Genomic DNA, 16,115 nt, shown 5'->3' with positions numbered 1-16,115 from the left:
GCCCTTGCCTCGCGATGGCAAGGGCCGCCGGTCTGGGTCCATGGCGACGTCGCCTCGGGCAATCTGCTCGTCGAAGATGGCAAGCTCTACGCGGTCGTCGATTTCGGTAGTTCGGCTATCGGCGATCCTGCCTGTGATCTGGTGATCGCGTGGACGGAATTTTACGGCGAGAGCCGTCAGGCGTTCCGCGACACCATTGCCCTTGACGAGCACAGCTGGGCGCGCGCACGGGGCTGGGCGTTGTGGAAGGCGCTGATCGTCGCTTCGGGACATGACGGCAACCAGCGCGAGGCGGAAAAATCGTGGCGGGTCATCGATGAGGTGCTGGCGGATCACACAAACAGTCGGAGCGGGAAGGCTAATTCAGTCTGAACGCGTCCCGCTCTGATAACGAAGGCATTACTGCCCGCCCATCTCCTTCCTGAACGTATCGAAATCGACCTGCATGCCGTTGAAGATGGTGCTCCAATGGCGGGTCAGCGCTGAAACGGCGACCGCCTCCTGGATCTCCTCGTCGGTGGCGCCGGCGCGCTTGGCGTCCTGCGTGTCCGACCAGATACAGTAGTTGCACGGGATTTGCGCCGCCACCGCCAGCGAGATCAGCGACTTGACCTTCGGCGGCAGCGCCGTCTTGTCGCTGAGCTGGATGGCCTTGACCTCGGCCCATGCACCGGGCAGACCGACTTTCGGGAACTGCATTACGAAACTCGGTACGCCGCCCATGGTCGACTGGATGTCCTTGACGGCTGCGTCATACTCATCGGCATAAGAAGGAGCTGCAGCCAGCGTCAGCACACAGGTGGCGGCGAGCAGGCAGGCACGGCGGATGGAAGAATGCGTTGATGAAAGAGTACGATAGGCAGACATGACGTTCTCCTCTGGCATTTTTTGGCCTTACGGTGTAAGGTAACGTCGAAAATGAACCTTACAGTGTAAGTTGTCAAGCGACACCATGGACACATCGATCAAAAAAAAGCGACTGCGCGGCCGGCTGTCTCGCGAGATGATCGAGGATGCGGCTTTGAAGGTGATCGAGAGCGAGGGCCTCGCCGGGTTTTCGATGCGCAAGCTGGCGGCAGAACTCGGCTGCGAAGCCATGAGCATCTATCACCACTTTCCTTCGGTGGCGCATCTCTTCGAAGCCTTGGTGGATCGGCTGATCGGCTCCCTCGAAATGCCCGACGCGGACCTCCCTTGGCGACAAAGGTTACGCATTGCCGTGCAAGATTTCCGCCGCGTCGCGCGTGAGCACCCGGCCTTTGCCACGTTCCTTGTAACCTACCGGATGAATTCGCCGACCTGTCTCACTTGGCTGAACGGCATCCTTGGCCTGTTCGAGGCCGGCGGCTTCGGACCGGAAGTGGGTGCGCGGCTGTTCCGCACCACCGGCTATTATCTGATGGGTGCCATCCTCGACGAGACTGCCGGCTATGCAAAGGGGCCTTCGGCCGTGACCACCGTCAGCGACGAGCAACTGGCGCAGGATTTTCCAAAAATAGCTGCGGCCGGGCGTTATTTCGGCACCGCCGAACTCGACCGGACGTTTGATCTCGGCCTTGACATGCTCCTGGACGAAATGGAGAACGCCCGCGACCGCGCCAGCGCGCCGAACACCGGGTCTTGACCTCATGCGCTCCCTGTTCGCCCTGATACTGCTCATCGGTACCGGCATCGGCGTCGTCTATCCCTGGGCGATGACCAATTTCTCCGGCCGTGAGATCGGCACCTGGCGGGTTTACGACCAGGGCCGGTTCAAGCCGGTGACCGTGCCCCTGAGCGCACGCGACGGGCCGCTACGCGTGCTGGTCGACCTTACGGCAAGAGCCGAGCGCATCGTCTCGCAGCAGCGCACTGTGTTGACCCTCACTGCCGCCACCGGCGGCAGGACGGTGCTCGCCTCGAAGCTGCAGTTCAATCACTCCGACAATCCGCGCCAGGTCAGCCCGCAACTGCCGGACAGGATCTTTCGCGACGAGGCCGGCCTGATCCCGACCGTTACCCCTGGTTCCTACATCTTCACCGTCGGTCCGGGCGACGCCGAAGGCATTCCGATGCGGGCCGTCGATCTCGTCCTGCGCTCGGGTGCCGGCGAGGTCGACCGCCGGGCGCGCCCGGTCGGTTTTTCCCTGATGGCGGCCGGCCTGGTCGGGCTGGTGCTGGCATTCCGTTTCGGCGGCCGCCGGCCGGAAAATCCGAACTCGCAGCCGCCACCGCCGCGCTGGGGCAGGGGCTCCAATTGAACTATCGCCATGCCTACCACGCCGGGAACTTCGCCGACGTCGTCAAGCATGTCGTGCTCAGCCGGCTGATCGAATATCTGAAGCAGAAGGACAAGGCGTTTCGGGTCATCGACACCCATGCCGGCATCGGCCGCTACGATCTGTCCTCGACCGAAGCGCAAAAGACCGGCGAATGGCAAGGCGGCATCGGCCGGCTGGTCGACGCCGCACTCGATGCGCCGGCGGCGGCACTGCTGGCGCCGTATCTTGAAGCCGTACGTTCGCTCAATCCGGAGGGCGGCGTGAAAAAATATCCGGGTTCGCCGCTGATCGCCCGGCACCTGATGCGCAAGCAGGACCGGCTGTCGGCAGTCGAACTGCACCCTAAGGATGCCGCCAGGCTGAAGGCGCTGTTCGACGGCGACTTCCAGACCCGGGTGATCGAGCTCGACGGCTGGCTGGCCCTCGGCGCGCATCTGCCGCCAAAGGAAAAGCGCGGCCTCGTGCTCATCGATCCGCCTTTCGAGGAAGAGGGCGAGTTCGGTCGCTTGGTCGACGGGCTGCAAAGAGCCCATCGGCGCTGGCCAGGAGGGATTTACGCGCTGTGGTATCCGCTCAAGGACCACAGGGCGGTCGCCGCCTTCCGCAAGGCGCTCAAGCAGACGGGCATTTCGAAGCTGCTCGACATCGGTTTTGAGATCAGGCCGGACGCCGTCGAGCCGAACCTCGACGGCTGCGGCATGGTGGTGGTCAATCCGCCCTTCACGCTGGAAGGCGAGTTACGGACGCTGCTGCCGGCGCTGCACCGGCTGCTTGCACTTGAGCAGCCGTCGCATTGGACGCTGGACTGGCTGGCGGGAGAGTAGTTTGAGCGCGGCCCTGCCGTTCCGTCAGCGCAACCATCGTCACCACAACCACGGTCGCTACAACCGCTTGACCGCGCGTCAGCGAATCCGCACAGTGCGCGCAGTCGACCTTGAGAGGCTGCCATGACTCGCTTCGCCCAATCCGCCCTTGCCGCACTGCTCGCCTTTTGCACGCCGCTGGCCGCACCTCTTGGCGTCACCCAGGCAGTCCAGGCGGCCGACCTTGCAATCTATACCGACGAGGATAGCGGCGTCTGCGGCGAGGCCTGGGTGCTGAACAAGATCACCGACCGCTTCTCCTATCAGGTGCATCACGTGCCGCATCTGCCCGACGTGCAGATCGTCGACTTCCAGCGTATCCACCAGCATCGTTATCTGCCGGCCGACGACATCTGGCCGATCGGCCGGCGTTATTGCGGCGCCACCGTCAGCCTCTCCGACGGCGGCGCTCGCACCATCTGGTACCTGATCGAGGAAGGCCAGGGTTTTGCCTCGATCGGCGACAATGTCGAATTCTGCGTCTCGGGCTTCGACCGCTGGATGGTCTACAACGGCCGCTGCCGCGTCCTGCGCTGATCGCGCACTCGCTGATTCCGACTTTTTAGCACCGGCCACCTGATCGACCGTCACCGTTTCCATGCGGCGCAGCATTCGCGGGAAGCGCGATCTGCTGTCCCGAGTTTGCGGGGAAACAGCACCACATGGATTCGCTTGTCTATTCTGTTGCTCTCGGCGCGGTCGTTGCAGGCTTCGTCCAGGGGCTTTCCGGGTTCGCTTTCAGCCTGGTTGCCATGTCGATTTGGGTTTGGACCGTGGAGCCCCAGCTTGCTGCCGCCATGGCGGTCTTTGGGGCGCTCACCGGCCAGATCATCGCTGCCGTCACCGTCCGCCGGGGTTTCGACCTCAGGCTTCTGCTGCCCTTCCTGATCGGCGGGATCATCGGGATTCCGGTCGGTGTCGCCATCCTGCCCTTGCTGGATGTGCAATTGTTCAAGCTGGTCTTCGGAGCGCTGCTGGTCGTTTGGTGTCCCTTGATGCTCTTTGCGCGTCGCCTCCCTCCCATCACGGTCGGGGGTCCTGTTGCAGACGGCGCAATAGGTCTGGTCGGCGGCATCATGGGTGGACTTGGCGGCTTCACCGGCCCGGTTCCAACGCTGTGGTGCGTGCTGCGCCAATGGGAAAAGGACAGGCAGCGTATTGTCATCCAGAATTTCAACCTTGTGACCCTCTCCATGACGATGGCCGCCTATCTTGCGGCCGGAAAGATCAAGCTCGAAATGCTGCCGATGTTTGCCGTCATCGCGCCGGCGATGTTGATACCGACACTCCTTGGCGCGAGACTCTACATCGGCGTTAGCGAGGCGACTTTTCGAAAGATCGTCCTCACACTCTTGGCCGCATCAGGTGCGGCATTGTTGGCATCGTCCTTGCCGCACCTCATAAGCCGGGTTTGAACGACACACAGAAATCCCGACTTCCGCCGTGCCATGCGCTATCGACCGATGCGGCCTGCTCCCGATAGGTAGGCGCAGATCAGTTCGACGAGTTGCTTTTGCAGCTCCGGCGCGGCGAGCATGTTCCGGCGTGCCGCGTTGTGGATCACACCTTCGATCGCTGACGATAGCACGCGCGCCACGGTCTCCATGTCGGCGCCTTTCCTTGGCTTGCGATAAGTGGCGACAGCAGTCGCATAGTGATTGAGGTATTGTGCCTGGAACGAAGCATGGGCGGCCCTGGAGCTGCGATCGCCCGGCGCCTCGTCGAGCAGCACCTGATGTAGTGTCGGGTGAATGCTGTGCGCGGCGATCATGCCGCGCACCAGCTCCTGCACGAATTTCCTGAGCGGCTTTTGGTCTTCCGCCGAATCGCGAATGACCGACAGCACATGATCGAAGTGACGGCGCCGGACGGCAGCGAGCAGGGAAAGCTTGTCGGGAAAGTACTGGTAGAGCGTGCCGATGCTTACACCTGCTGTCTCGGCAACCTTGTTGGTGGTGAAGCCGGCCCAGCCCAGCCCGCTCAGAACATGAGCCGCCGCCTCGATGATCGCCTCGACGGTTGCCCTCGAACGCGCCTGGCGCGGCTGTTTGCGCATGCGCGGATGCGGTTTTGCAATGCGAGTAGACACGTTCGCCCATTCTCCTGAAAATATAAACAACATACTCGCATTTCCGGAAAAAAGGACACCGACCATGAATGCGCTCGCTCTGCTTCGCAGCCTGTTTGCCTATCAGGCCTGGGCCAATGACGAACTGCTGGAAAAGCTGGCGAGTCTCGACCCGCATGTTCACGGCAAGGAACGGCAGGCCGTGATACGGCTCGTCGATCACAGCCATGTGGTGTCGCGGATATTCTCGGCGCACCTTGTTGACGCAAGCCATGGCTACTCCGCCGACACCACCGAGGACACGCCGGCGTTCGACGAACTTCGCGCCGCGGTCGCAGCGACCGATCGCTGGTATCTCGATTATCTCGAAACCGTTTCGTCGCGGCAGCTGTCCGAGCCCGTCGCATTCGTGTTCACCGACGGGGATAAGGCATTGATGTCGCGACAGGAAATGCTGACCCACGTCGTACTGCACGGCGGCTATCATCGCGGTGAAGCGGGGCGCATCCTGGCGCAGATTTCGGTCATGCCGCCATGGGATACCTTCGCCGTCCATCTCCACAGGGCCGAGCCTTCGCGCCGGCTGCAGATGAGCCATGAGCCGCTCGGCGCCTGAACGGCCGAGCGCTTTCGATCGCGGTCGGCTCGACCGGATCTATCGAGCGATATCCTGTCCTTCAGAAATGCGAGCTGTCCGCTTACTTTCATCGCGTCGTGCAAGATAGTGCAGCGGCGTGCTCGTCGCGTTGCTTCCTACTTACCTGTAGTTTATCGTTTCGGACAAGACGAGGCGGGCGACCGCCTTCGCTCTTGACAATGTTCGCGCCGAGCGTCGGACGTTGAAGCGCAAAGCTGGTCGAAAAGGTCCTGAGCTTGACGAGAAGACCGGTCGAGATAGAGCGACCAGAATTTCTGCCGCAGAACTTCGCTGCGGGACACAAAGATTCGCAGCCGGTTTTTGCGCGGGTAAAATGGTCGCGCGCTCGCCGTAACCGAAACTTAAGCTACAAAAATCATTCTAATGCTTCGCTGGCTAGCAAGCCGCGAGTCAGATATGCAATGCGCGCCGGGTCAATAACGGCCGTCGGCACAACGGAAGGGGCATGATATGGCTAAGCAGTCATCCAAAGCGCCGGCATCCAAGGCACCGGCAAAGTCACCGGCAAAGAAAGCACCGGCAAAAGCAGCCGCGGCAAAGGCCGCAACTGCTGTGAAGAAAGCAGCACCCGCTGCCAAAGCGAAGGCCGCTGCGCCTAAGGCAAAAGCAGCGCCGGCCAAAAAGCCGGCCGCTAAGGCCGCGGCAAAACCAGCCGTGAAGAAAGCAGCACCTGCCAAGGCAAAAGCAGCACCGGCCAAGGCCAAGGCTGCACCGGCAAAGAAGGCGGCACCGGCCAAGAAGCCGGCTGCAAAGGCCGTGGCGAAGCCCGCTGCGAAGAAGGCAGCACCGGCAAAGGCCGCCGCTGCGAAATCTTCTGCGGCAGTGAAGAAAGCAGCGCCCGCGGCCAAGCCGAAGGCAGCGCCCGCAAAGGCGAAGGCCAAGAAGTAGTCGCGGTCCTGCTGTCGCAGGGGACAGTACTCAAGACAGCCAGGGCGGGATGCCGGACAGGCGCCTCGCTTCTTGGTTGACAGTCGGGCAGGACCAGAAAGGGGCGGGAGGAAGACGTCTTTTCGCAGCTCCCAGGACTTCGCCATGCGGCGAAGTCCGGTGGGATTTTCGTGGCTGCCAAAACCAACCTTCGGTGCAAGGCCGAGTTGGTAGTTGCTCGGATCTGGATTGTCCGACCTGCTCGCGTCTGCCGCCGCACCTCCGGCTCATCGCATCCGAACGCGAGACTATGGCTGCACGCTGGCGGCGCGGTTTTCCGCCTCTGGCCGTTGATGAACCCTGCATGATCGGTCAACAGGGCCACGCACGAGCCCCTGTCGGAATCGATTTTCGGTAAGGGTCATGCGCGAACTCACAATGCTACCGCGTCCTTTTGCGCGTCCAACGGGGCATATGGAGCTGTAGCCGGCAAACAGGAATCGACAATGCCCAGACTGCTCTACGCGTCTACTTCCCCCTACAGTTCCAAGGTGCGCATGGCAGCACTTTATGCCGGCATTGCGGTCGACCTCGTGCCGATAAAGACCGAGGAAAGGCCGGCCGAACTGATCGGCGCCAATCCGCTCGGCAAGATCCCGGTGCTGGTGCTCGATGACGGCCGCTCGGTCCACGACAGCCGCGCCATCACCCAGCATCTCAACCGGATGTCGAAGAACGCATTGTTTCCGCGCAATCCCGACAAGCGCCTTGAGGCGGAGGTGCTGGAGGCATTGGCCGACGGCATCTGCGACTGCGCGCTGTCGATGGTCTACGAGCGGCGCACACGGCCGGAAGAGATGGTCTACCAGCCTTGGCTTGAGCGCCAGTGGACGAAGATTTCGGACGCGCTCGATCTGCTCAACGCGAACCCGCCGAAGCTGCCGAAGAAAATCACCCTCGGCCAGATCGCATTGCGCGCCTGCCTCGGCTATCTCTCGCTGCGCTTCGCTGGAAAATGGGAAAAGGGCCGCGGCCGGCTGACGCGCTGGGCGGCACGCTTCGACGAGAAATTCCCGGAGCTGAAGTCCGCCATCCCGGCTTGAGGACAAGCGGTCTCAACCGATGCCAATAAAAAAAGCCGGGCGCGAGGCCCGGCTTTTTCGTGTCGTGGCTTGGACGACTTAGAACTTCATACCGACGCCGAAGGTGACGCGATTGTCGGTCGACTTGACCTTGCCGATACCGTCGAAGTCCTTCCTGCCGAAGTCCGTGTAACGATACTCGACACGGCCGAACACATTGTCGGTGATCTTGATGTCGGTACCCACGCCGGCTGTCCAGCCAAACTGCGTGTTGGTGTCGCTTACGCCGGCAGCTTCAATCTTCTGGTTCTTCAGCGCGCCACCGGCGGTGCCGTAGAGCAGGATATCCGGGGTGACAGCGTAGCCGAGGCGGGCACGCAGCGAGCCCTCGAAGCCACCCTTGGCCTCGATGCCGGCATCGTCGCCCTTGACGCCGTTGTAGCCGATATCGGCTTCGGCACCGTAGACGAAGTTCTCCTGCTGCCAGTTATAGCCGCCGAAGACGCCGCCGACAAAACCCTTGGTGTCGACGTCGACGCCAATGTCTTTGGCTTTGGCATGGCCAGCGAAGCCGTAGCCGACGCTCACACCGGCATAGGGACCGGCCCAGGATGCGACCGGAAGTTCTGCGATCGGGGCAGGTGCCGGCGGCTCTTCCTGAACCACGTCCGCGGCATAGGCGGTTCCGCCGAGGGCGAACAGCCCAAACGCCACCGCGAGCGGTCGCGCAAATTTAAGATTGGCTTGCATTGTTCTTTACTCCTTAAGCCACAGGACACAGGCTTGTTTTTTCATGAGCGCCCTCAACCCGTCCGGGGGGTGAAACGGATCCGGCGTTCAACGGTTCCAAATGTCGTGTCGAAATGCGGCTGAAGCGAACCTGAACTTGGGTCATTACCTGGCACGAATGAGGCAGAACCTTGACGTTGCATCTTCGCAACAGCGAATGTCAGCAGGTTCGCCGTGCTGCACTGCACACGGCTTGGTGTAAGGGCTCCAGCGCCCTATATTGCGGGCGGGCTGGCCCGAATTCCGGTCGAGCCAGAACGCCCACCGGCCACTTTGCCACAATCCTGCCCCAGGTGGAAATGGGATTTAACGCTTGGCGGGCCATAATTTGCCGGCGCGATCCCGGCAGGTCGGAATCGGCATCGGATTAAGGATTGACAGATGGGCAAGGTCGCCGCGACGGCACTGGTGACGGGCGGGGCGAAGCGGATCGGCAGGGCGATCGTCGAGGACCTTGCCGCGCATGGTTTTGCCGTCGCCATTCATTGCAATCGCTCGCTGGCCGAGGCGGAGGAACTGGCGGCCCAGATCACCAGTGGTCATTTTGGTCGACATGGCCGGGCCGCAGTGGTTGCTGCCGACCTGACCGACATGGACGCGGTCAGCAACCTTGTCGGCCGCGCTGCGGCGGCACTCGGGCCGGTGTCGCTGCTGGTCAACAACGCCTCGCTGTTCGAGCACGACAGCGTTGAGGATTTCGACTGGCCGGCCTGGGATCGCCATTTCGCCATGCATGTCAAGGCGCCGGCGCTGTTGGCACAGACTTTCGCTCGGGCCTTGCCGCAGAACAGTGAGGGGCTGATCGTCAACATGATCGATCAGCGCGTCTGGCGACCGACGCCGCGTTATTTCTCCTATGCGCTGTCGAAGTCGACCTTGTGGGCGGCGACCGAGATGATGGCGCAGGCGCTGGGTCCCCGCATCCGTGTCAACGCCATTGGTCCTGGCCCGACCTTGAAGAACACGCGCCAGCACGACAGCGATTTCGATGCCCAGATTGCCGGGCTGATCCTGAAACGCGGCCCGGAATTGCCGGAATTCGGTGCCACTATCCGTTATCTCTGGGCGGCACGCTCGGTCACCGGCCAGATGATCGCGCTTGACGGCGGCCAGCATCTTGCATGGCAGACGCCCGATGTGACAGGCATGACGGAATGAGCCCCATGGACCAGAAACAAAAAACGCGCGGTGGCGCCGACGACCTGCCGCCCGAAATCGACCTCGAGGACGAGGCGGCCGAGCAAGTCGTCGAGCCTGCAGCCAGCGGTCCGGACGTTACCTTCACCGCCATCGACTGGACCCCGCATGCCGGCGACGCCGACGGCATGGTCGGCGCCGAGGTGATCCAGACGCTGGTAAAGCGGCTGCCCAATGCGCCCGGCGTCTACCGCATGATGAATGCCGCCGGCGACGTGCTCTATGTCGGCAAGGCACGCAGCCTGAAGAAGCGGGTCACCAGCTACGCGCAAGGCCGGTTCCACACCAGCCGTATCGGCCGCATGGTGCGCGAGACATCGACCATGGAGTTCGTCGTCACCCGCACCGAGATCGAAGCGCTGCTGCTTGAAGCCAACCTCATCAAGCGCTTGCGGCCACGCTTCAACGTGCTGATGCGCGACGACAAGTCGTTCCCCTATATCCTGTTGACCGGCGACCATGTCTCGCCCGGTATTTACAAGCACCGCGGCGCGCGCTCGCGCAAGGGCGACTATTTCGGCCCCTTCGCCTCGGCCGGCGCAGTTGGCCGTACCATCAACTCGCTGCAGCGCGCCTTCCTGCTCAGGAGCTGCACCGACTCCTTCTACGAGAACCGCACCCGGCCTTGCCTTTTGTTCCAGATCAAGCGCTGCGCCGGCCCGTGCACCGGCGAAATCTCGCACGGCGACTATGCAAGGCTTGTCGCCGAGGCGAAGGATTTTCTCTCCGGCCGCAGCCAGAAGGTGAAGACGGAGATCTCCGCCGCCATGCAGCAGGCTTCGGAGAACCTCGATTTCGAACGCGCCGCCATCTATCGTGATCGGCTGGCGGCGCTGTCGCATGTGCAGAGCCATCAAGGCATCAATCCGCAGACCGTCGACGAGGCCGATGTCTTCGCCATCCATCAGGAGGGCGGCCAGGTCTGCATCCAGGTGTTCTTCTTCCGCACCGGCCAGAACTGGGGCAACCGCGCCTATTTTCCCAAGGCCGATCCGGCGCTCGAAGCCGGCGAGGTGCTGGGATCGTTCCTGGCGCAGTTCTACGACGACAAGCCGACGCCGCGCACCATCCTGTTGTCGCATGGCGTCGAGGACCAGGAATTGCTGGCGGAGGCCCTCTCCACCCGCGCCGGCCGCAAGGTGTCGATCTCCGTGCCGCAGCGCCGCGAGAAGAAGGACCTGACCGACAACGCGCTGCAGAACGCGCGCGAGGCGCTCGGCCGGCGGCTCGCCGAAACCTCGACCCAGGCGCGGCTGCTCACTGGCTTTGCCGAGACCTTCGGCCTGGAAAAACCGCCGGTGCGCATCGAGGTCTATGACAACTCGCACATCATGGGCACCAACGCCGTCGGCGCCATGGTCGTCGCTGGGCCGGAAGGTTTTGTGAAGAACCAGTATCGAAAGTTCAACATCCGCTCGACCGAGATCACGCCGGGCGACGATTTCGGCATGATGCGCGAGGTGATGCAGCGGCGCTTTTCGCGGCTGTTGAAGGAACATGGTGACGCCCCGCAAACCGAGGGCGCGGACGAGGCGAGCCCTACCGAACCGGGCGACGATATCGAGGACGCGGGCGGCTTCCCCGCCTGGCCCGACGTCATCCTCATCGACGGCGGCCAGGGCCAGATGACGGCGGTGCGCAAGATTCTCGCCGATCTCGGCATCGAGGACCGCGTCGTGGCCATCGGCATCGCCAAGGGTCAGGACCGCGATGCCGGCCGCGAACGCTTCTTCGTCAAGGGCAAGGCCCCATTCTCGCTGCCCGTTCGCGATCCGGTGCTCTATTTCGTCCAGCGGCTGCGCGACGAAGTCCATCGCTTCGCCATCGGTTCGCACCGCGCCCGCCGCAAGAAGGAGATGGTCAAGAGCCCGCTCGACGAGATCAGCGGCATCGGCCCCGGCCGCAAGCGCGCGCTGCTGATGCATTTCGGTACGGCCAAGGCGGTCAGCCGTGCCGCCGTCGAGGACCTGGTCAAGGTCGACGGCATTTCGGAGCAGGTGGCGAAATTGGTCTACAATCATTTTCACGAGAGCTAAGACCTATTGCCGATATTTCGGCTGGCTAATCGATTCTGGCCTGTTGACCCCCCACATTCGCTTCTGATTTGACTAAGCAGGCAGAAAGAGTTCCCAAAACATGTCCCAGCGCGCATTCAACCTGCCCAACATGCTCACTTACGCCCGCATCCTGGCGGTGCCGCTGGTGGTGCTGTGCTTCTTCCTGGAAGGGCATCTGAAATCGAGCGACTTCGCCCGCTGGTCGGCGCTCATCATTTTCCTGCTCGCCTCGATCACCGATTACTTCGACGGCTATCTGGCGCGCGCCTGGCAGCAGACCTCCAACATCGGCAAGATGCTCGACCCGATCGCCGACAAGCTGCTGGTCGCCACTTGCCTGCTGCTGCTTGCCGCCGACACCGACCGCCATGCCGGCATCGCCGGCTGGTCGCTATGGGCGGCGATCATCATCCTGTGCCGCGAGATCCTGGTCTCGGGCCTGCGCGAATATCTGGCGGCCTTGAAGGTCTCGGTGCCGGTGACGCAGCTCGCCAAATGGAAGACCACCATCCAGATGATCGCCATCGCCTTCCTGCTTGCAGGTCCCGCCGGCGACAAGATCTTCCCGCTGACCACCCAGACCGGGCTGGTGCTGCTGTGGATCGCAGCCCTGGTGACGCTCTACACCGGCTACGACTATTTCCGCGCCGGCCTCAAGCACATCATGGATGAATAAAATGTCGACGAAGCTCATCTATTTCGCCTGGGTGCGCGAGCGGATCGGCAGACCGGAGGAAGAGGTCGAACTGCCGGCCGGCATCGAAACGGTCGCCGACCTGTTGCGCTGGCTGAAATCGCGCGGCGAGGAGTACGAGAACGCGCTGCAATATCCTGACGTGATCCGCGTCGCCATCAACCAGGAACATGTCGAGCACCGCGAGAAGATCGCCGGCGCGCGCGAGATCGCGCTGTTCCCGCCGATGACCGGTGGCTGAACCATGTCCGCGGTGGTGCCGGTCGTGCGCATGCAGGCGGAGGATTTCGACGTCGCCGCCGAGATCGCCAGGCTGACCAGGGGTCGCAACGATATCGGCGCTGTGGTGACCTTCTCCGGCCTTTGCCGCGACGAGCAAGGCAGGCTCTCGGCGCTCGAGCTCGAACATTATCCCGGCATGGCGGAAGCCGAGATATCCCGCATCGCCGGCGAGGCAATCGATCGCTGGCCGCTGCAGGGGCTCACCGCGATCCATCGCCACGGCAAGATCGCGCCCGGCGAAAACATCGTGCTGGTAGTGGCGGCTTCCGCCCACCGGCAAGCGGCGTTCGAGGCCGCGAATTTCCTGATGGACTATTTGAAATCACGCGCGCCGTTCTGGAAAAAGGAACACCATAGCGACGGTTCCGAGGGCGGCTGGGTCGATGCCAAGGAGGCCGACGACAAGGCGGCGGGCCGCTGGAGGCAGCCGCCGTCCAAATAAATCCCTGCGACAGCCATCCCATACCCGGCCGGCCATTCATTGACCGCAATCCTGCGAGACCCTTGGCCGGAAGGGGAGCAGGATCATGCTGGACAGGATCGCCGAGTTCTTCATCTTCGGACTGGTGCCGCTGGCCGTCGGCATCCTGGCCGTTCCGGATCATTCCGCGGCTGCCGAAAAGACCCTCAAGGGCGAGGTGATGTATCGCGAGCGCATCGCGCTGCCGCCCAATGCCGTGCTTTCCGTGCAGCTTGCCGACGTGTCGCTGGCCGACGCGCCGGCCGCAATCATCGGTGAGCGCAAGGTGGTGCCGGCCGGCCAGGTGCCGATCAAGTTCGAGATCAGCTTCGATCCGCGGGTGATCCGGCCTGATATGACCTACGCGCTGCAGGCGCGCATCACTGTCGACGACCGGCTGCTATTCGTCACCGATACGCGCCATCAGGTCGACCCGCTCAGCGACGCGCCACAGACCATCATGCTGAAAATGGCGGCGCCGAGCGATGCGCCGGCGGCAGCCTCGGTGTTCGGCCAAAGCTGGCTGGTCGAATATATCGACGGTGTCGGCGTGATTGCCGAGCCGCGGGCGACATTCCGGATCAGCGAAGCCGGCAAGGCCGGCGGCAGCGGCCCTTGCAACGTCTATTTTGCCACTGCCAAGGTAGACGGCTCGACGATCGCCATCAGCGACATCGGCTCGACCTTCAAGGCCTGCGCGCCTCAGGTCATGGTCGAGGAAAAGGCGCTGTTCGAGGCGCTGGCCAAGGCGGCATCCTACCACGTCGACGCCGGCAAGCTTGTCATCATTGACAGCGGCGGCCGCGACATTCTGCGCTTCAACGCCGCGAGCTAGCGCATCACCCAAGCCGATTACTCTCTGCGGCAGCTGCATGCCGATCACGTTGTGTTTCAGCGGGAATAGGCCGGGCAGAGGGCGCGTTAGTTCCACATGAAATGGCGGGTAAGGCAAACGGGACGTTTGTCCCTTCGTTGAAGCCGCCAGAATGGCTGCGGCTCGTTCTGGCCTTAACTCAAAGGAGTCCAGACATGAAAACGCACACGCTTATCCTTGCCGCCACCGGTGCATCGCTCCTTGCCTTTACCGGCCTTGCCAAGGCGGACGACCATCTCGTCAATGCTCTTGACCACGGTCTCAAAGCGGACAGCCAACCGTTCCAGACCAACAAGGCCGGCCATAGCGGCGATCTCGCACCGGGGCAGGGCAGCCCGTTTTCAGGTGAAGAGACCAAGACCCCGTCCACCGACACGGAAGCGGCGAACGAACATGCGAACGTGAAGGAACGCCAGGCGAAATAGACCGGCAGAACCCGCCGCTAGGGGGCGGCGGGCGACATGTATCGGGCGACGATGCCGCATTTCATGCGATATTTCTCAATTCGTCGCGAGTTTGAATACCGCGCCATAGTGATAGGGCGGCACATCAACCAGCTCGGCGAGCTTGAACCCGCTCGCTTCCACCGACGCGGTGGTCTGTTCGGGTGACAGCCTCAGCTCGGTCTTTGGCCCGCGCGGCTCGCCCAGGACCGTGGTCTGCTCGCGCGGATACTGGTGCCAGTTGACGATGGCAAAACGACCGGCAGGGCCAAGCGTCGCGCGCACGGCGCGGGCAAGCCGCGGCCGATCCGGAACGCCGTGGAAAGCGTTGGCGATAAAGACGAAGTCGACGGTTTGAGGCACCAGCCTGGCAAGTTCATAGGCGTCGCCCGCCAAAAACTCGCAATTGCTCGCGCCTCCTTCGGCCAGCCGCAGCCTGGCGACTTCGAGCAGATCGGCATCAATGTCGATAGCGATCACATGACGGGCGACCCTGGCGATTGGCAGCGTGAACCAGCCGTCGCCGCAGCAGAGATCGACCACGTCCGTGCCGGGCTTCATGCCGACTGCCGCCAGGACACTGGCAGGCTCGGGCCACAGCGCTTCCCACCAGCCGCTGGTTGGCATTTCGGTGCCTTGGAAGAAACCGGGAATGGTGCTGGTCATGGCCTTGTCGGCTCCATTGTCGGGACCGCGTTTGATCCGCCCCTCCGAGCTTAACGCACCCGTGACCCGTCGAGGAGCCTGAAGCTGAAAATGTCCGCTACTGCATGTCGCGCAAAAGTGTGCAGCGGTTTTGCGATAATGACATGCATCAAGACAAGAAACTTGAAGCGCGTCGCAGGAAGCCGGTCGAACGCGACGCGCTTTAGCAAAAAAGGCCGGCGTTGCGCCGGCCTCTTCGATGGGGTTCGGGATGCCGGCTCAGCCGACGATCTCGGTGTCCGAGAACCAGTATTTGATCTCCTGCGCAGCGGTTTCCGGCGCATCGGAACCGTGCACGGAGTTCTCGCCGATCGACAGTGAGTGCAGCTTGCGGATGGTGCCTTCGGCGGCGCTTGCCGGATTGGTGGCGCCCATCACTTCGCGGTTCTTGGCAATGGCGTGCTCGCCTTCCAGTACCTGCACGACTGTCGGGCCCGACGACATGGATTCGACCAGCTCGCCGAAGAACGGACGCTCCTTGTGGACGGCATAGAAACCTTCCGCCTCGCGGCGGCTCATCCACACCCGGCGCGAAGCGACGACGCGCAGACCGGCATCTTCCAGCATCTTGGTGATAGCGCCGGTGAGATTGCGGCGGGTCGCGTCCGGCTTGATCATGGAAAAGGTGCGTTCGAGCGCCATGGGATCGTCCTTGTGATGGAGAGTGGAATTGAGGGTGGCGGGCTCTATACAAGCCGCCCGCCGCCTTGCCAAGGGGAGGCCGGCCCGGCGCGCATTCTGCGCTGGGGCGGCGGACTTTCAAGTCGAACCATGCCGCCGCTCCATCTTTTTGCCGAGCATCGGATTTTCCGACA

At 62.7% G+C, this 16,115-nt stretch carries 21 protein-coding genes; 15 read left to right on the top strand and 6 right to left on the bottom strand.

Annotation, left to right across the window (positions count from 1 at the left end; all coding sequences use genetic code 11):
* On the top strand, positions 1 to 372 hold a 372-nt coding region (locus tag NKJ20_RS23705), incomplete at its 5' end, for a phosphotransferase (RefSeq protein WP_352747389.1).
* 27 nt (positions 373 to 399) lie between these two features.
* Here NKJ20_RS23705 and NKJ20_RS23700 read toward each other — a convergent pair.
* Positions 400 to 867 carry a carboxymuconolactone decarboxylase family protein gene (locus NKJ20_RS23700; protein ID WP_352452942.1) on the bottom strand — a complete coding sequence of 156 codons (468 nt, stop codon included), beginning with the start codon at positions 865 to 867 and terminating at the stop codon, positions 400 to 402.
* Positions 868 to 952: 85 nt separating this feature from the next.
* On the opposite strand from NKJ20_RS23700, the gene NKJ20_RS23695 reads away from it, so the two are divergent.
* From NKJ20_RS23695 to NKJ20_RS23675, 5 genes are all read left to right on the top strand, one after another.
* Positions 953 to 1,624 carry a TetR/AcrR family transcriptional regulator gene (locus NKJ20_RS23695; RefSeq protein ID WP_352747386.1) on the top strand — a complete coding sequence of 224 codons (672 nt, stop codon included), beginning with the start codon at positions 953 to 955 and terminating at the stop codon, positions 1,622 to 1,624.
* Positions 1,625 to 1,628: 4 nt separating this feature from the next.
* On the top strand, positions 1,629 to 2,240 hold the full coding sequence (locus NKJ20_RS23690) for a hypothetical protein (RefSeq protein WP_352747385.1): 612 nt from the start codon (positions 1,629 to 1,631) through the stop codon (positions 2,238 to 2,240).
* Complete coding sequence (locus NKJ20_RS23685; protein WP_352747382.1) at positions 2,237 to 3,085, top strand: 23S rRNA (adenine(2030)-N(6))-methyltransferase RlmJ; 849 nt, start codon at positions 2,237 to 2,239, stop codon at positions 3,083 to 3,085. The genes NKJ20_RS23690 and NKJ20_RS23685 overlap by 4 nt, the downstream gene beginning before the upstream one ends.
* 123 nt (positions 3,086 to 3,208) lie before the next feature.
* Positions 3,209 to 3,661, top strand: coding sequence for a hypothetical protein (locus tag NKJ20_RS23680; RefSeq protein ID WP_352747380.1), 453 nt, complete (start codon positions 3,209 to 3,211; stop codon positions 3,659 to 3,661).
* A gap of 125 nt (positions 3,662 to 3,786) precedes the next feature.
* Positions 3,787 to 4,539, top strand: a complete 753-nt coding sequence (locus NKJ20_RS23675) for a sulfite exporter TauE/SafE family protein (protein ID WP_352747379.1) — start codon at positions 3,787 to 3,789, stop codon at positions 4,537 to 4,539.
* Positions 4,540 to 4,577: 38 nt separating this feature from the next.
* Here NKJ20_RS23675 and NKJ20_RS23670 read toward each other — a convergent pair whose 3' ends face one another.
* Positions 4,578 to 5,213: a TetR/AcrR family transcriptional regulator gene (locus tag NKJ20_RS23670; RefSeq protein ID WP_502894986.1), complete on the bottom strand. Its 636-nt coding sequence runs from the start codon at positions 5,211 to 5,213 to the stop codon at positions 4,578 to 4,580.
* 64 nt (positions 5,214 to 5,277) lie between these two features.
* Between NKJ20_RS23670 and NKJ20_RS23665 the strand changes: the two genes are divergently transcribed.
* Positions 5,278 to 5,808 (top strand): DinB family protein, encoded by a 531-nt coding sequence (locus NKJ20_RS23665; RefSeq protein WP_352747376.1) that lies wholly within the window; start codon positions 5,278 to 5,280, stop codon positions 5,806 to 5,808.
* Positions 5,809 to 6,263: 455 nt separating this feature from the next.
* On the opposite strand, the gene NKJ20_RS23660 is transcribed toward NKJ20_RS23665, so the two are convergent.
* Positions 6,264 to 6,884, bottom strand: a complete 621-nt coding sequence (locus NKJ20_RS23660; RefSeq protein ID WP_352747374.1) for a hypothetical protein — start codon at positions 6,882 to 6,884, stop codon at positions 6,264 to 6,266.
* Between the two features lie 339 nt (positions 6,885 to 7,223).
* On the opposite strand from NKJ20_RS23660, the gene NKJ20_RS23655 reads away from it, so the two are divergent.
* Entirely contained in the window at positions 7,224 to 7,820 is a 597-nt protein-coding gene (locus NKJ20_RS23655) for a glutathione S-transferase family protein (protein WP_352747372.1), read from the top strand.
* Between the two features lie 78 nt (positions 7,821 to 7,898).
* On the opposite strand, the gene NKJ20_RS23650 is transcribed toward NKJ20_RS23655, so the two are convergent.
* Entirely contained in the window at positions 7,899 to 8,549 is a 651-nt protein-coding gene (locus tag NKJ20_RS23650) for an outer membrane protein (protein WP_292662341.1), read from the bottom strand.
* Between the two features lie 420 nt (positions 8,550 to 8,969).
* Between NKJ20_RS23650 and NKJ20_RS23645 the strand changes: the two genes are divergently transcribed.
* The 7 genes from NKJ20_RS23645 to NKJ20_RS23615 all read left to right on the top strand — a co-directional run bounded on the left by NKJ20_RS23645 (position 8,970) and on the right by NKJ20_RS23615 (position 14,577).
* On the top strand, positions 8,970 to 9,746 hold the full coding sequence (locus NKJ20_RS23645) for an SDR family oxidoreductase (RefSeq protein ID WP_352747369.1): 777 nt from the start codon (positions 8,970 to 8,972) through the stop codon (positions 9,744 to 9,746).
* On the top strand, positions 9,743 to 11,821 hold the full coding sequence (gene uvrC / locus NKJ20_RS23640; RefSeq protein WP_352747368.1) for an excinuclease ABC subunit UvrC: 2,079 nt from the start codon (positions 9,743 to 9,745) through the stop codon (positions 11,819 to 11,821). Before NKJ20_RS23645 ends, uvrC begins: the two co-directional genes overlap by 4 nt.
* Positions 11,822 to 11,921: 100 nt before the next feature.
* Positions 11,922 to 12,518 (top strand): CDP-diacylglycerol--glycerol-3-phosphate 3-phosphatidyltransferase, encoded by a 597-nt coding sequence (gene pgsA / locus NKJ20_RS23635; RefSeq protein ID WP_023719790.1) that lies wholly within the window; start codon positions 11,922 to 11,924, stop codon positions 12,516 to 12,518.
* Between the two features lies 1 nt (position 12,519).
* Positions 12,520 to 12,777, top strand: a complete 258-nt coding sequence (gene moaD, locus NKJ20_RS23630; protein WP_023677674.1) for a molybdopterin converting factor subunit 1 — start codon at positions 12,520 to 12,522, stop codon at positions 12,775 to 12,777.
* 3 nt (positions 12,778 to 12,780) lie between these two features.
* Positions 12,781 to 13,260: a molybdenum cofactor biosynthesis protein MoaE gene (locus NKJ20_RS23625; protein ID WP_352747365.1), complete on the top strand. Its 480-nt coding sequence runs from the start codon at positions 12,781 to 12,783 to the stop codon at positions 13,258 to 13,260.
* An 85-nt stretch (positions 13,261 to 13,345) separates the two neighbouring features.
* Entirely contained in the window at positions 13,346 to 14,113 is a 768-nt protein-coding gene (locus NKJ20_RS23620; RefSeq protein WP_352747362.1) for a YbaY family lipoprotein, read from the top strand.
* Positions 14,114 to 14,307: 194 nt separating this feature from the next.
* Complete coding sequence (locus tag NKJ20_RS23615) at positions 14,308 to 14,577, top strand: hypothetical protein (protein ID WP_254820285.1); 270 nt, start codon at positions 14,308 to 14,310, stop codon at positions 14,575 to 14,577.
* 75 nt (positions 14,578 to 14,652) lie between these two features.
* On the opposite strand, the gene NKJ20_RS23610 is transcribed toward NKJ20_RS23615, so the two are convergent.
* On the bottom strand, positions 14,653 to 15,261 hold the full coding sequence (locus tag NKJ20_RS23610; RefSeq protein ID WP_352452956.1) for a class I SAM-dependent methyltransferase: 609 nt from the start codon (positions 15,259 to 15,261) through the stop codon (positions 14,653 to 14,655).
* A gap of 258 nt (positions 15,262 to 15,519) precedes the next feature.
* Complete coding sequence (ndk, locus tag NKJ20_RS23605; RefSeq protein ID WP_352747360.1) at positions 15,520 to 15,942, bottom strand: nucleoside-diphosphate kinase; 423 nt, start codon at positions 15,940 to 15,942, stop codon at positions 15,520 to 15,522.
* Positions 15,943 to 16,115: the final 173 nt, after the last annotated feature.

Source organism: Mesorhizobium sp. M0185 (assembly GCF_040322175.1).
GTDB lineage: Bacteria > Pseudomonadota > Alphaproteobacteria > Rhizobiales > Rhizobiaceae > Mesorhizobium.
The sequence above is the reverse complement of the archived record's forward strand: the minus strand, read 5'-3'. Positions and strand labels throughout refer to the sequence as shown.